The organism is Brevundimonas sp. LF-1, from assembly GCF_037055305.1.
In the GTDB taxonomy this organism is placed as follows: Bacteria; Pseudomonadota; Alphaproteobacteria; order Caulobacterales; family Caulobacteraceae; genus Brevundimonas; species Brevundimonas sanguinis.
Genome location: NZ_CP146349.1, coordinates 800,223 through 815,644, shown reverse-complemented (window position 1 = coordinate 815,644; position 15,422 = coordinate 800,223). Strand labels below are relative to the sequence as shown.

The 15,422-nt window shown below is 68.2% G+C and carries 7 protein-coding genes and 6 pseudogenes; 6 read left to right on the top strand and 7 right to left on the bottom strand.

Features of this window, described 5'->3' with window-relative positions:
• Positions 1-22: 22 nt before the first annotated feature.
• Positions 23-672 (bottom strand): annotated as a pseudogene (locus V8F63_RS04315) (alpha-ketoglutarate-dependent dioxygenase AlkB).
• 284 nt (positions 673-956) lie between these two features.
• Between V8F63_RS04315 and dnaK the strand changes: the two are divergent.
• From dnaK to dapB, 3 genes and pseudogenes are all read left to right on the top strand, one after another.
• Positions 957-2,862 (top strand): annotated as a pseudogene (gene dnaK, locus V8F63_RS04310) (molecular chaperone DnaK).
• A 179-nt stretch (positions 2,863-3,041) separates the two neighbouring features.
• Positions 3,042-4,248, top strand: a pseudogene (gene dnaJ / locus V8F63_RS04305) (molecular chaperone DnaJ).
• The gene (dapB, locus tag V8F63_RS04300; protein WP_392354611.1) at positions 4,245-4,991 is read left to right on the top strand and encodes a 4-hydroxy-tetrahydrodipicolinate reductase; all 747 of its coding nucleotides are present in this window, start codon (positions 4,245-4,247) and stop codon (positions 4,989-4,991) included. The pseudogene dnaJ and the gene dapB overlap by 4 nt, the downstream one beginning before the upstream one ends.
• A gap of 28 nt (positions 4,992-5,019) precedes the next feature.
• Here the strand turns inward: dapB and V8F63_RS04295 are convergent, their stop codons facing one another.
• The 3 genes and pseudogenes from V8F63_RS04295 to coaBC form a co-directional block, all read right to left on the bottom strand.
• A complete protein-coding gene (locus tag V8F63_RS04295; RefSeq protein WP_392354610.1) occupies positions 5,020-5,421 on the bottom strand; it encodes a BLUF domain-containing protein in 402 nt (133 codons plus the stop codon).
• A gap of 48 nt (positions 5,422-5,469) precedes the next feature.
• Positions 5,470-5,914 (bottom strand): annotated as a pseudogene (dut, locus tag V8F63_RS04290) (dUTP diphosphatase).
• Between the two features lie 4 nt (positions 5,915-5,918).
• On the bottom strand, positions 5,919-7,154 hold the full coding sequence (gene coaBC / locus V8F63_RS04285; protein WP_392354609.1) for a bifunctional phosphopantothenoylcysteine decarboxylase/phosphopantothenate--cysteine ligase CoaBC: 1,236 nt from the start codon (positions 7,152-7,154) through the stop codon (positions 5,919-5,921).
• Positions 7,155-7,286: 132 nt separating this feature from the next.
• Between coaBC and V8F63_RS04280 the strand changes: the two genes are divergently transcribed.
• Positions 7,287-7,799 (top strand): S-type pyocin family protein, encoded by a 513-nt coding sequence (locus V8F63_RS04280; RefSeq protein WP_312448544.1) that lies wholly within the window; start codon positions 7,287-7,289, stop codon positions 7,797-7,799.
• A gap of 12 nt (positions 7,800-7,811) precedes the next feature.
• On the opposite strand, the pseudogene V8F63_RS04275 reads toward V8F63_RS04280, so the two are convergent.
• Positions 7,812-8,674 (bottom strand): annotated as a pseudogene (locus V8F63_RS04275) (glutamate racemase).
• Between the two features lie 205 nt (positions 8,675-8,879).
• Between V8F63_RS04275 and V8F63_RS04270 the strand changes: the two are divergent.
• Complete coding sequence (locus V8F63_RS04270) at positions 8,880-10,979, top strand: M3 family metallopeptidase (protein WP_392354608.1); 2,100 nt, start codon at positions 8,880-8,882, stop codon at positions 10,977-10,979.
• Between the two features lie 211 nt (positions 10,980-11,190).
• The gene (locus V8F63_RS04265; protein WP_278070063.1) at positions 11,191-12,156 is read left to right on the top strand and encodes a magnesium and cobalt transport protein CorA; all 966 of its coding nucleotides are present in this window, start codon (positions 11,191-11,193) and stop codon (positions 12,154-12,156) included.
• A 1-nt stretch (position 12,157) separates the two neighbouring features.
• Here V8F63_RS04265 and V8F63_RS04260 read toward each other — a convergent pair whose 3' ends face one another.
• Positions 12,158-12,433: a hypothetical protein gene (locus V8F63_RS04260; protein WP_392354607.1), complete on the bottom strand. Its 276-nt coding sequence runs from the start codon at positions 12,431-12,433 to the stop codon at positions 12,158-12,160.
• A gap of 161 nt (positions 12,434-12,594) precedes the next feature.
• Positions 12,595-15,296 (bottom strand): annotated as a pseudogene (ppc, locus tag V8F63_RS04255) (phosphoenolpyruvate carboxylase).
• Positions 15,297-15,422: the final 126 nt, after the last annotated feature.

The window sequence follows — 15,422 nt, the reverse complement described above, 5'->3', positions numbered from 1 at the left end:
CTCCGCCGTCGAGTCTTTCCGTCTAGCCCGCGACCCGCAGCGTCAGATTGATCCGCCCGCCGTCGGGCAGCAGTCGCGAAGAGCCCGCCAGAAGCCGGTCGATCCCGTGCCGCGCCAGCCTTGCAGGCCCGGTCAGGGCGCAGACGTCGCCGGAGGCCAGGCGCACCGTGCTGGTGGCGCCGCTCTTTCCGGTTTCGTCGGGGGCCGGGCCGATGCGGAACACCGCCGTATCGCCCAGAGAGACCGACAGCACCGGCGCCGTCAGGTCGCGTTCGTCCTTGTCCTGATGCAGACCCATCTTCGCCTCGCCCTGATAGAGGTTGACCAGGCAGGCGTCGGGCGGCCTCGGCCAGCCGGTCAGGGCGTCCCACAGGCTCAGCAAGGGGGCCGGAATGGCGGGCCAGGGCGTGCCCGTCATGGGATGGGTCGGCTGATAGCGATAGCCCGCGCGGTCCGACACCCAGCCCACAGCGCCGAAGTTGCTCATCCGCACCGAAAAGGGCCGCCCGCCGGGCGTCGTCGGCCGATAGAGGGGGCGGCGTCCAGCCCTGCCTGCACCTGAGCCAGCAGCTCGCCTTGCGCCGCCGTGTCCAGCAGGCCGGGCCACAGCCGAAAGCCGGGCAGGGCGGTCGGGGTTTCGGGAAGCGCTGGGGGCGGGATTTGCGAGGTCATCGGCCGAATTTAGCGGCGCGATGCGTCCTTGTCCGCCATAAGGCGCGGAATCTGCCCCGAACCGCACACAAGGCCTTGCGGGCCCTGCGGACTTTCCCATATCCGAGCCAATCCGGCGATAACCCCTTTTCGTTAGGGGTTTGTCCGCCGACCTCGTCCACCGCCGTACCGGGCCTCGCGTCCGGCGCGGCATGATTTCAAAAGCCCATCAGGGGGCGGTCACGCGCGGCGCTTGATCCAAGGCCGCCGCATCGCCCGCCGCAAGGAGTGAAAAAGACAAGCCCATGGCCAAGATCATCGGCATCGACCTCGGCACGACCAACTCGTGCGTCGCCGTCATGGACGGCAAGAACCCCAAGGTCATCGAAAACGCCGAAGGCGCCCGCACCACCCCGTCGGTGGTCGCCATCCAGGACGGCGGCGAAATCCTCGTCGGCCAGCCGGCGCGCCGTCAGGCGGTGACCAACCCCGCCAACACCTTCTTCGCCATCAAGCGCCTGATCGGCCGCAATTTCGATGACCCGGTGGTGGCCAAGGACAAGGGCATGGTGCCCTTTGAGATCGTCAAGGGCCCGACCGGCGACGCCTGGGTCCAGGCCCACGGCAAGGACTATTCGCCCCAGCAGGTTTCGGCCTTCACCCTGGGCAAGATGAAGGAGGCCGCCGAGGCCTATCTGGGCGAGAAAGTCACCCAGGCCGTCATTACCGTTCCCGCCTATTTCAACGACGCCCAGCGTCAGGCGACCAAGGACGCCGGCAAGATCGCCGGTCTGGAAGTCCTGCGCATCATCAACGAGCCGACCGCAGCGGCCCTGGCCTATGGTCTTGAGAAGAACGACGGTCAGAAGATCGCCGTCTACGACCTGGGCGGCGGCACCTTCGACGTCTCGATCCTGGAGATCGGCGACGGCGTGTTCGAGGTGAAGTCGACCAACGGCGACACCTTCCTGGGCGGCGAAGACTTCGACATGCGTCTGGTCGACTACCTGGCCGACGAGTTCAAGAAGGAGCAGGGCGTCGACCTGCGCTCGGACAAGCTGGCCCTGCAGCGCCTGAAGGAAGAGGCCGAAAAGGCCAAGAAGGAGCTGTCCTCGACGACCCAGTACGAGGTCAACCTGCCGTTCATCACCATGAACCAGTCGGGCCCGCTGCACCTGAACATCAAGCTGTCGCGCGCCAAGCTGGAAGCCCTGGTCGACGACCTGGTCGCCCGCACCATCGAGCCGTGCAAGAAGGCCCTGGCCGACGCCGGCCTGAAGGCTTCGGACATCGACGAAGTGGTGCTGGTCGGCGGCATGACCCGCATGCCCAAGGTGCAGGAGGCCGTGAAGGCCTTCTTCGGCAAGGAGCCGCATAAGGGCGTGAACCCGGACGAGGTCGTGGCCCTGGGCGCCGCCGTTCAGGCGGGCGTTCTGCAAGGCGACGTCAAGGACGTGCTGCTGCTGGACGTGACCCCGCTGACGCTGGGCATCGAGACGCTGGGCGGCGTGTTCACCCCGCTGATCGAGCGCAACACCACCATCCCGACCAAGAAGGCCCAGACTTTCTCGACCGCTGACGACAATCAGTCGGCCGTGACGATCCGCGTCTTCCAGGGCGAGCGTCCGATGGCCGCCGACAACAAGATCCTGGGTCAGTTCGACCTGATGGGGATCCCGCCGGCCGCGCGGCATGCCGCAGATCGAGGTCGCCTTCGACATCGACGCCAACGGCATCGTCCACGTCACCGCCAAGGACAAGGCGACCAACAAGGAGCAGTCGATCCGCATTCAGGCCAACGGCGGCCTGTCGGACGCGGACATCGAGCAGATGGTCAAGGAAGCCGAGGCCAACGCCGCGGCCGACAAGGCGCGCAAGGAACTGGTCGAGGCCCAGAACGGCGCCGACAGCCTGGTCCACTCGACCGAGAAGGCCCTGGCCGAGCACGGCGACAAGATCGACGAAGCGACCAAGGCGACCATCCAGTCGGCCCTGGACGATCTGAAGTCGGCCAAGGACGGCACGGACCCCGAGGCCATCCGCGAGAAGACCAACACCCTGGCTCAGGCCTCGATGAAGTTGGGTGAGGCCATGTACGCCGCCCAGCAGGGCGGGACTGAAGGCGGCGCCGAGGGCCAACCGGCCGACGACGGCGTGGTCGACGCCGAGTTCGAGGAAGTCTCGGACGCGGACGAGAAGAAGGACGCCTAAGACGGCGCCTGGCTAATGTTCGGCCCCGCTTGTCAGACGGCAGGCGGGGCCGTTTCATGAAACTTGCATCATTGGACCGGGCGCCCATGTCATCAGGCAGGCTGCCGGTCATCCGCAAACGGAGCGCCTCCGATCACGAGAGGCCTGAAGCGGCGGGAAAGTAAGAGGACGAACGCCTGATGGCGCAACGTGACTATTACGAGATTCTGGGGGTCGAGCGGACGGTTGATGCGGCCGCGCTCAAGAGCGCCTATCGCAAGCTGGCGATGGAGCACCACCCTGACCGCAACGGCGGCTCTGAAGAGTCCGTGGCCCGCTTCAAGGAGATTTCCGAGGCCTACACCGTCCTGTCCGACGAGCAGAAGCGCGCGGCCTATGACCGGTTCGGCCATGCCGGCGTCAACGGCGGCGGCGCGGGCGGGGGCAACCCGTTCGGCCAGGGCGGCGCGGGCTTCCACGACATCAACGACATCTTCTCCCAGGTCTTCGGCGACGCCTTCGGGGACGCCTTCGGCGGCCGGGGCGGCGGCGGGCGCCAGAACCACGGGCCGCGCCGCGGCTCTGACCTGCGCTACGACCTCGAGATCACGCTTGAGCAGGCCTATCAGGGCGCCGAGGTCGAGATCGCCATCCCGACCCTGATGAGTTGCGAAGTCTGCGACGGCTCGGGCGCCAAGGCGGGCACCAAGCCGACCATCTGCAACACCTGCGGCGGCGCCGGGCGGGTGCGTCAGGCCAACGGCTTCTTCCAGGTCGAGCGCACCTGCCCCGCTGCGGCGGCTCGGGCGAGATGATCGCCGACCCCTGCACCACCTGCCGGGGCCACGGCCAGGTCCGCAAGACCCGCAAGCTCAGCCTCAAGGTGCCGGCGGGCGTCGACGACGGTTCGCGCATCCGCCTGTCGAGCGAGGGCGAGGCGGGCCAGCGCGGCGGCCCGCGCGGCGACCTTTACGTCTTCCTGTCGGTCACGCCGCACGAACTGTTCGAGCGCGACAACCTGGATCTGCTGGTGACGGTGCCGGTGCCGATGACGGTGGCGGCCCTGGGGGCGTTGTGGACGCGCCCTGCCTGATCTCCGACGCCTGCGACGGCAAGTGCAAGGCCCCGGTCGAGGTGCCCGCGGGCGCCCAGACCGGCAAGACCGTCCGCATCAAGGGCAAGGGCATGCCGCACCTGAACGGGCGCGGCCGCGGCGACCTGGTGGTTGAACTGTTCGTCGAGACGCCGACCGATCTGAACGCGCGCCAGAAGGAGCTTCTGGCCGAACTGGCCGCGTCGCTGGGCGAGAGCCAGACCCCGCGCAACACCAGCTTCGCCGGCAAGGCCAAGCGCTTCTGGGCCGACATTCTGGGCGGCGACGCCGACAATCCGAAAGAGACCGCGTGAGCGACATCTTCCACGCCGGCATTTCCGGCCGGGGCCGCATGGGCCGCGCCGTGTCTCAGGTTCTGGACGCCCGCGAGGACGTGGTGGTCGCCGCCCGTTTCGACCGCGGCGAGACCGTCGATCTGAAGCTGTGCGACGTCATCATCGACTTCTCGACGCCCGAGGCCTCGGTGGCTCTGGCGCGCGCCTGCGCCGAGGCGGGCGGACCGGCCTTGGTCATCGGCTCCACCGGCCTGGCGCACGAGCAGGAGGCCCAGATCGAGGCCGCGGCCGAGAAGATCGCCATCGTCATGAGCGGCAACTTCTCGCTGGGCGTGAACATATTGATCGGCCTGGTCGAACACGCGGCCCTTCGGCTCGACGCGCGCGACTGGGACATCGAGGTGCTGGAGACCCATCACCGGCGCAAGGTCGACGCGCCTTCGGGCACGGCCCTGATGCTGGGCGAGGCGGCCGCCAACGGCCGGGGCCGCGATCTGGCGGAGCTGCAAAGCGCCCCCTATGACGGCATCACCGGCCCGCGCGAGCCGGGCAAGATCGGCTTCGCCTCCCTGCGCGCCGGCGGGGTGATCGGCGAGCACACCGTCATGTTCGCCTCGGAAGACGAGATGCTGACCCTGTCGCATTCGGCCATCGACCGCAGCCTGTTCGCCAAGGGCGCGGTGGCCGCCGCCGCCTGGGTGCGCAACCGCCGCCCCGGCCTCTACGACATGCAGGACGTGCTGGGCTTCCGTCAGGCGTGACAGACTAGAGCGCGATCGTATCGCGGCCTCAGGCCGCTTCGGACAACAGTTCGGTCATGGCGGCGCGCCAGGCGCAAAGGTCCTGCGAGCGGGCTGCGATCAGGTGTCGGAGCGCCTCGGACTGACGAGGCGACGGCGCCGTCATTCCCCACGCGGCGAAGCTGCGGCGTTCGATCGTGTCCCTGACCAACACCTCGATATCTTCATGCCGTTCATCGAAATGCAGATGCAGCATGAGGATATCCAGGGCGCTGGGCGAGCCTTCGAGGATCTGAACGAACACGCCGTCTTGCAGGGTCAGGGCCCCGCTGATGCCGTTGCGGGCGTTCAAATAAGCCGCGACATCGACGATGTCGGCGATCGCCTTAGTCTCGTCTTCGCGAGCGAGCCGTGACCGGCTGAAGTAGACGAGCTGTTCCAGCGTGTTCATGACCGCCACGCTAAACCAGTATCTAAGGATGTGAAAGTAGAGTCTTCATCAACGCCCGGTTGAACCGAATCCGCCCGTGCCCCGGTCGGTTTCGTCCAGGGCTTCGACCTCGACGATCTGCGCCTGCTCGTAGCGGGCGATCACCATCTGGGCGATGCGGTCGCCGCGCTTGATCTCGAACGGCAGCTCGCCGTGGTTGATCAGGATGACCCCGACCTCGCCGCGATAATCGCTGTCGATGGTGCCGGGCGATCAGCCGAGATCCCGTGCTTCAGCGCCAGGCCCGAGCGCGGGCGCACCTGGGCTTCGTACCCGGGCTCCAGGGCGATCTTCAGACCAGTGGGCACCAATTGCGCTGGCCGGGCTCCAGCACCAGGGTCTCGCCCTCGGCGAGGGCGGCGCGAAGGTCCATGCCGGCCGAACCGGCGGTCTCATAGGCGGGCAGGGCCAAGCCCTCGGCGTGGGGCAGGCGTTCGATACGGAGGGCGGTCATGGTCTCAAGCCTTGAAGTGATCGGCGATGCGCTGGGCCAGCTTCCTGGCGACCTGGGTCTTGGACTGGCGCGGCCAGGGCTCGTCGCCATTGCGGGTGAACAGGGTCACGGCGTTTCCGTCCGAGCCGAACACCTCGTCCGAGACGTCATTGCCGACGATCCAGTCGCACCCTTTGCGGGAGAGCTTGGCGCGCGCGTTGGCTTCCAGGTCGCTGGTCTCGGCGGCGAAACCGACCACCAGTTTCGGGCGGCGAGGGCCGGGCGCGGAGACGCCCGCCAGGATGTCGGGGTTTTCGATCAGCGCCAGCGACGGCGGCCCGCCCGGCGCCTTCTTGATCTTGCCCGAGGCCACGCCGTCCACGCGCCAGTCGGCGACAGCGGCGCTCATGACGGCGATGTCGGCCGGGAGCGCCGCGTCGACAGCGGCCTTCATTTCCGTGGCGGCCTCGACCCAGACGCGGGTCACGCCCACGGGCGCGTCCAGCGCCACCGGGCCGGAGATCAGCGTCACCTGCGCCCCCAGTTCGGCCAGGGCGGCGGCGACGGCGTAGCCCTGCTTGCCGCTGGAGCGGTTGGTCAGGCCGCGCACCGGGTCGATCGGCTCGAACGTCGGCCCGGCCGTCACCACGGCGGTCCGGCCGGTCAGCGGGCGTCCATCCGGTCCGGCCAGCAGACGGGCGATGGCGTCCAGGATGACCGGGGGCTCGGCCATGCGGCCTGGCCCGAACTCGCCGCAGGCCATGACGCCGTCGTCGGGTCCGACCATGGCCATGCCGTGATAGCCGTCGAACCCCTTCAGCCGCGCGACATTGGCCTGAACCGCCGGGTGCAGCCACATGCGCACGTTCATCGCGGGGGCCAGCAGCACCTTCTTGTCGGTGGCCAGAAGCGTGGTCGAGGCGAGGTCGTCGGCCATGCCGTTGGCCGCCTTGGCGATCAGCCCGGCCGTGGCGGGCGCCACGACCACCAGATCGGCCCAGCGGGACAGCTCGATATGGCCCATGGCGGTTTCGTCGTCCGGCATGAACAGGTCCTGTCGGACCGGATGGCCGGTCAGGGCCGCCAGCGACATGGGGGTGACGAACTCGGCCCCGGCTCTGGTCAACACGGTCATCACTTCGACGCCCGCCTTGCTGAGCAGGCGGATCAGCTCCAGCGCCTTATAAGCGGCGATGCCGCCGCCGATGATCAGCAGGACCTTGCGGCCGGCCAGGGCGCTGGAAAGCGAGGGTGCGGTCATGAACCAAGGTCTAGCGGCGTGGCGTGACGGCGTCGAGACAAAGCGACGTCGCCCCCGTTTGCGCGCGAGGGGCTTTGCCGGGCGATAAAAATCATGCCTAACTGCGTTCTTCAGAAATATCGGGAGGGCGCCATGCGTATGCGGATGTCTGCGGCTCTGGCTGCGACGGTTCTGGCTCTGGCGGGATGCGATAGCGGCGGCTCGGCGGTCGAGACGCGCGATCGTAGCGCCGCCGAGCCGGTCGGCTTGATCTCGGCGAGCGGGCCGGACGATGCGGCGGCCGCCCCGTCGCCGGACGCGGCCAAACCCGCTGTCACCGCCAACCGGCGCGAGACCGCCGACGCCAAGGTGCAGCGGCTGTATGAGCGAAACGGCGCCGACTTCGGCGCCCGCTCGGCCGATGACTACCTGCAGAAGGTGCGGAGCTTCACCGAGGCGACGCCGAAGGGAACCGAGACGGTGAAGCGCGCCAACGGCGACACCCTCTTCTATCAGGCCGCGACCAACACCTTCGCCGTGGTCGACCGCAACGGCGTGCCGCGCACCATGTTCAAGCCGGACGATGGCCCGGCCTACTGGGCGCAGCAGAAGGAGCGGGCGCCGACCTTCGGCCAGCGTCGTAATGCGACACGTTCGGCGGAATAGCGGCGGGGCGTCTTAGGCCGCCTCGAACGTCAGCGGCGCGCCCCAGAACTGGGCGACCAGGTCCGATTGCGGGCCGGGCGTTCCGGTGGTCAGGAAGTCGCGGCGGGCCGAGGAGCCCAACTCATATTCCGGATGGCGCTCGAAATAGCGCTCCAGCGAGTCGGCGACGGCGGCGGGCTGGCTGATGATCTGGACGCCGGGCGGCAGGGCCTGGGCGAACAGGTCGGCCACGATCTCATAGTGGGTGCAGCCCAGGACGGCCTTGTCCGGATGGCGGCCGATCCGGCGGCGCAAGGCGTCGACGTGGTCGTCGATGACCACCTTCAACTCCTCGGGCGGGGCGCCCAGTTCGATCAGGCCCGCCAGGCCGGGGCAGGCCTCGGTGAAGACCGCCAGGTCGTCGCGGCGCTTGTCGATCTCGATCTCATAGACTCGGCTCATGGCCGTGGCGGCGGTGCAGAAGACGCCGGTGACGTCGATGGCCTGCTTCTTCTCGCCTTCCAGCCGCCCGTTGCGTTCGGCCTCATAGGACCAGGGCAGGCCTGTGGCCGCTTCGATGGTGGGCACGATGATGCCCAGCACGTTGACCGGACGGCCCAGCTTTTCGCGCATCCCCGGAATCCAGGTCTGCTGCAGGCGGCGCAGCGCAATGGCCGAGGCCGTGTTGCAGGCCAGCACGACGATAGAGGCGCCGGCCTCGAACAGGCGCTCGCATCCGGCGCGGGTCAGTTCGACGATGTCCTCGCCGCCGCGCCCGCCATAGGGGGCGTGCGCCTGATCGCCCAGATAGATGAAGTCCCGCGTCGGAAAGCGGGTCGTGAGTTCGCGGTGGACCGTCAGGCCCCCACGCCGGAGTCGAAAACGCCTATCGCCATGCAGCGGCCTTTAGACCTGCGGGGTTTCGCCGTCCAATACTTAGGACTAAACCGGATTTATGGGACGCTCTCGGACCCTGCGCCGAAGGATGTCCAAAACAGCTATGGTTGGGAGACCTGGATGCACAGACGCCATCTTCTCATCGGAGGCGCGAGCCTCTTTGCCCTGTCGGGCTGCGCTTCGGCCGGGGCCGTGGAGAACGCGGTGAGCGGCGCCGTCGCCGCCCTGACGACCGCCGATGAGGCCCGGATCGCCCGCGCCGTCCTGCCGGCGACCGCGCCGCGCGCCGAGCTGCTGCAGCCCTGGACCGGTCCGTATGAAGGCGTGCCGCCGTGGGACAAGGTGACGGCGCCCAAGATGCGCGAAGCCATCCTGGAAGGCATCGAACTGCAACGCGCCGACATCGCCGCCATCGCGAACAACCCCGAGGCGCCGACCTTCGCCAACACCATGGCGGCGATGGAGATGGCGGGCGAGCCGCTGGACCGCGCCATGAACGTGTTCAGCGTCATGACCTCGAACATCGGCGGCGAGCAGTGGGACGTGCTGGAAACCGAGCTGTCGCCGATCCTGTCGGCCGCCTCGGACGAGATCACCTTCAACGAAAAACTGTTCGCCCGCATCAAGGCCGTGGCCGACGGCGCTGACGCCGCAGGCCTGAACGCCCAGCAGAAGCGTCTGGCCGAGCGCAGCCGCGACGCCTTCGTGCGCAACGGCGCCGCCCTGGACGCCGCGGGCAAGGCCGAGCTGGGCCGCATCAACACCGACCTGTCGAACGCCTTCACCAGCTTCGGCCAGAAGGTCGTGGCCGACGAGAACACCTGGACCGTCATCACTGATGAGGCCGGGCTGAAGGGCCTGCCGGACTCCAACAAGGCCGCCGCCGCCGCCGCCGCGCGTTCGCGCAACGTCCAGGGCTGGGCCATCGTCAACACCCGCTCTAGCGTCGATCCCTTCCTGACCTTCGCCGACGACCGCGCCCTGCGCCAGCAGGTCTGGACCAAGTTCGTCAAGCGCGGCGACAACGGCGACGCCAACGACACCAAGTCGACCATCGCCCGTATCGTCGCCCTGCGTCAGCAGCGCGCCAAGCTGCTGGGCTTCGGCAACCACGCCGAATGGCGCATGCAAGACACGATGGCCAAGACCCCGGCCGCGGCGATGGACCTGATGCAGCGCGTCTGGGCCCCGGCCAAGGCCCGCGTCGCCGAGGAAGTCGCCGACATGAAGGCGATCGCCGGTCACGACATCGAGCCGTGGGACTATCTCTACTACGCCGAGAAGGTGCGTAAGGCGAAGTACGACCTCGATCAGAACGAGCTGAAGCCCTACTTCGAACTGCACGCCGTGCGCGCGGCCTCCTTCTACATGGCCGAACGCCTGTACGGCTTCGTCTTCAAGCCGCTGGCCAAGGGGACCGTCTCGACCTTCGAGCCGGACGTGACCACCTATGAGGTCACGGACAAGGCCACCGGCAAGCTGATCGGCCTGTTCTACGCCGACGACTTCGCCCGTCCGGGCAAGCGTTCGGGCGCCTGGATGACCACCTATCGGTCCTTCTCGCAGCTGACCGGCTCCAAGCCGATCCTGGCCTCGAACAACAACAACTTCGTCAAGGCGCCGGAGGGCCAGCCCCTGCTGATCTCGCTGGACGACGCCGAGACCCTGTTCCACGAGTTCGGCCACGCCCTGCACTACTTCTCGTCGGTGGTGACCTATCCGTCGTTCGGCAACACGCCGCGCGACTTCGTGGAATATCCGTCGCAGGTGCATGAGCACTGGGTGCTGACCCGGCCCATCCTCGATGGCTATATGAAGCACGTGGAGACGGGCCAGCCGATGCCGCAGGCGCTGGTGGACAAGATCGAGGCCTCCTCGACCTTCAACCAGGGCTACGCCACGGTCAGCTACCTGTCCTCGGCCCTGGTCGACATGGACCTGCACACGCAGGCGACGCCGCCGACCGACATCGCCGCCTTCGAGAAAGCCTCGCTGGACCGTCTGGGCATGCCCAAGGAGATCGTGATGCGGCACCGCCTGCCGCAGTTCAATCACCTGTTCACCTCGGACGCCTATTCGGCCGGCTACTATTCCTACCTGTGGTCGGAAGTGATGGACGCCGACACCTGGGCCTACTTCGAAGAGTCCGGCGACGTCTTCAACCCGGAGATCGGCGGCCGCTTCAAGTCGATCATCCTGGCGCCGGGCAACACCACCGACCGCGGCGACGCCTATCGCCAGTTCCGCGGCCGCAATCCGGACGTGGCGGCCCTGCTGAAGGTGCGCGGCTTCCCGACGTCTTAAGAGTGGGCCTACCGCCCTTCGGGCTACTTGAGGCCGTTGGGCGTCTAGGGCCGCGTCGGGTCGAGACCCGAAGGGCGGCGCGAAGCAGCCAAGGCGAAAGCCTTCTGACCGCGGCACAACCAAAGAGAGGGCCTGGCGGAGAAATCCGCCGGGCCTTTTCTATTTCAGCCGGGGTGGCGTAAGCCTTGGCTATTCAGTTGAAGGAGCGCCCATGAGCGTCGTCGCCTCCTACGTCTACAAGGACGGCAAGCGGGTGCGCGCGGCGCCGCTGACGGATCAGGGCCTGGCCCTGGCCAAGGGCGAATACCTGTGGATCGGCCTGCATGAGCCGACGGACGAGGAGTTCGATGTCCTGGTCCGACGTTTCCACCTGCACCCCCTGGCGGTCGAGGACGCCCTGACGGCGCACCAGATCCCCAAGCTGGAGGTCTATGGCTCCGAACTGTTCATCGTCGCCCGCACGGCCCAGGCCAAGGGCGACCGCATCCTGTACGGCGAGACTCACGTCTTTATCGGCCCCAACTACGTCATCACCATCCGCCACGGCTCGGCCCGCGCCCACACCCAGTTGCGCGCCCAGCTGGAGGCCTCGCCCCACCAGCTGAGCCACGGCCCGGACTTCATCCTGCACGGAGTGCTGGACTTCATCGTCGACGGCTACATCCCCATCATCGACGCCATCGAGGACAAGGTGCTGGAGATGGAGCAGGTGGCCCTGGACAGCTTCCTGTCGCGCGCCGATATCACCCGCCTGTTCCAGCTGCGCCGCGAACTGGTGAAGTTCAGCCGGGTGCTGGGGCCGATGGAGGAAGTCAGCGTCAAGCTGCAGTCGCTGGACCTGCCCTGCATCGACCGCGAGGTGCGGCCCTATTTCCGCGACGTGGCCGACCATGTGCGCCGCGTCGCCAGCCGGGCGGCGGGCCTGCGCGACATCCTGGCCTCGGTGTTTGAGGTGTCCAACCTGCTGGAGCAGCAGCGCCAGGGCGTCATCACCCGCAAGCTGGCCGCCTGGGCCGCCATCCTGGCCACGCCGACGGCGGTGGCGGGCATCTACGGCATGAATTTCGAACACATGCCGGAGCTGCGCTGGACCTATGGCTATCCGGCCGTTCTGGCCTTCATCGTCGCCATTTGCATCGGCCTGTACGTCACCTTCAAGCGGACGCGTTGGCTGTGATTCATCCTGCCCGTGCGCGCGCCTGCGCATAGGTCAACCGGGCCGACTGCGGCAGTTTCTCCAGAGCCTCGTCGCGCACGCCGCCCAGGCAGCGGATGCGGGCGACGCCGCTGTATCTCTGGCAGAGACGCCGGGCGGCGCGCATCACGTCGCGGTCGAAGGCTGCTGCGCCTTCCCGCGAAGCCAGGTCACGGACATCGATGGCGAGGCGGCTGTCCGCCGAGGCGACTCCTACCGAGGCCAAAAGAACGGCGGCTGAACAAATGATCCTGAGCATGGGCTTCCAACCTTTTTAAAGTCGCGCTGCGGCGACGACGGCTGGGAGATCACGCGGCGTTTCCAGCGGAACGGAGTTCGTTCAAGGGCTGATTTGCGACGCTCGCATAAGAATGGGTCACCTTACCGGCGCGTCATCTGAGGGCCGCAAGGCGGCCTTGCTCAGCCGCTGTTCCTGAGGCCCGCCGCCACGCCGTTGATGGCCAGAAGGATGCCGTTGCTGACGCGCGGGTCGTCGTCGCCTGCGCGGCGGCGGCGGATCAGCTCGATCTGAACATGGTTCAGCGGCTCGACATAAGGCATCCGCTGGCGGATCAGCCGGTCCAGTTCGGGCTGGCCGCCCAGCAGGGCGTCCTGGCCGGTGATCGACAGGACGGCGGCGACGGTGCGGTCCCATTCGGCGCGGATGGCGTCATAGATGCGCTCGGCCAGGACGGCGTCGGGGACCAGGCCGGCGTAGCGGCGGGCGACAGCCATATCGGCCTTGGCCATGACCATCTCCATGTTCTGGATGACGGTGCGGAAGAAGGGCCAGGTTTCGGCCATGGCGCGCAGTTCGGCCGGGTCTTCGCCCCGAACCGCCGAGCCGAAGCCGTACCAGCCGGGCAGCATGACCCGCGACTGCGACCAGCTGAACACCCACGGAATGGCGCGCAGGTCCTCGATGGCGGGCGAGGCGGTGCGGCTGGCCGGGCGCGAGCCGATCTTCAGGTCGGCGATCTCGGCGATGGGCGTGGCGGCGCGGAAATAGTCGACGAAGCCGGGCGTGTCATAGACCAGGGCGCGATAGGCCTTCATCGAGGCGGCCGACAGGCGCGCCGCCGTTTCGCCATAGCGCGCGCTGTAGCCTGCGTCGGACTGCGGCCCCAGCGAGGCCAGCAGCGTCCCGCAGGTCAGGGCGTCGAGGTTGCGTTGGGCCACCTCAGGCTCGCCGTATTTGTTGGCGATGACCTCGCCCTGTTCGGTGACGCGGATGCGGCCCGCGACCGTCCCGGCGGGCTGGCCCAGCACGGCCGAGAAGCTTGATCCGCCGCCGCGCCCCACGGCGCCGCCGCGCCCATGGAACAGCTGCAGCCGCACCCCGCCGCGCGCGTGACCTCCAGCAGGGCGCGCGAGGCCTCGTGCAATTCCCAGCCCGAGGTCAGGTAGGAGCCGTCCTTGTTGCTGTCGGAATAGCCGATCATCACCTCGTGCACCCCGCGCGCCTCGGCCACGGCGCGGGCCGACGGCTCGGCAAGGACCCGCTCCAGCGTGTCTCGCGCGGCGCGCAGGTCGTCGATGGTCTCGAACAGGGGCGCGGCCTGGATGGGGCAGGCGGCCGCGTCGGCCGGGTCGTAGAGGCCGACTTCCTTGAGCAGCAGATAGACCTCCAGCATGTCCGAAGCGGCGTCGGTCTTGGACACGATGTGGGTGCGGATCGCCTGCGGGCCGAACGTCGAAAGAGCCTCGGCGGCGGCCTGAAGGATGGCGCGCTCCTTCAGCGTCTCGGGGGCATAGTCCGCATACGGAGAGAACAGGGGGCGCGGGCTGGTCAGCTCGCGCGCCAGCACGGCCAGGCGCTCCGTCTCGTCCAGGGCGGCGTAGTCGGGGCAGACGCCCGCGACCTTCAGCAGGTCGGCGACCACGCGCTGATGCACGTCGGCGTTCTGGCGCAGGTCCAGCGTCGCCATGTGGAAGCCGAACACGTCCGCCGCCGTGATCAGCCGCGTCAGCCGGTCGTCGGCGAAGACGGCGCCGTGGGTCTTCACCAGACTGTCGTGCAGGATGTTCAGATCAGAGCGAAACGCGTCGGGCCCGTCGTAGGGCGGAGCCTTAAATCGGGCCGGGCGCGGCGTCGGCTCGCCGGTCAGGGCCGGATAGGCCGCCGACAGACGGGCGTAGATCTGGCTGAGCGCCCGGCGATAGGGTTCGTCCGCGCGCTGGATGGTGGCGTCGCCCGAGCCTTGCGCCAAGGCGGCCAGTTCGGGCGTGACGCGGGTCAGGTCGATGGACAGGCTGAGCTCGGCGCCCAGGGCGTGGACCTCGTCCATATAGAAGCCGAGCGCGGCGCGGGCCTGACTGCGGAAGGCGGCGCGCAGGGTGTCGGCGTCGACGTTCGGGTTGCCGTCGCGGTCGCCGCCGACCCAGGAGCCGATGCGCACGAAGGGCGCCAGGTCGGGCTCCAGCAGGCGCCGCCATTCGGCCAGTTGGGCCGGGGCGACATGCAGGAAGATGCGCCGCAGCCAGTCGACCACGATGTCGATCTCGTCCTGCACCACCGGGGCCGAGGCCCGCGTCAGCCGCGTGGCCCACAGGATGACGATCTGACGGCGCAGGGCCGCCTTCAGCGTTTCGGGATCGCAGGCGATCCCAGCGCGGTCGCAGCCGTCCAGCAGTTCGCCGACCGCCGCCGTGCGGTCGATGACGCTCTTGCGGCGCACCTCGGACGGGTGGGCGGTCAGCACCGGCGAGATCAGGGCCTGGCTCAGCAGGTCGCGCACCGCGCCCCTGTCGACGTCCGTCTCGGCCAGTCGTTTAAGCACGCCTTCGGGGGTGTCCGCGCGCTCTCCCGCCTCGGCCTGGGCCTGGGCGCGGCGCTTGCCGGCTCGGTCCTCAGCGACATTAGCCAGCAGGGAGAAGGCGGCGAAACCGTGCGTCAGGCCGATGGCCTGATCCAGCGACAGGTCGCCCAGCAGACGCTCCAGTTCCGAAGCATCGTCCGAGGCCGGGTCGCGGTGATAGGCGACGGACGCCTTTCGCACGGCTTCGATCCGGTCGTAGAGCGCCTGTCCGCCCTCGTCGCGGATCACCTCGCCCAGCAGGGCGCCCAGAAGCCGAACCTCATCGCGGAGGCGGTCGTGGGGAAATTCCGAAGTCTGGCTCATGGATTGTCTCTCAAGGGCGAGGCCGGAAGCGAAACCGTATCAGGGTGATCCCGGTGCGCTAGTCCACGAAGCAACGCGCCAACCCCTGAGCGGTCGCCTTTCGTCTTGAGAACGGAGTCGACATCG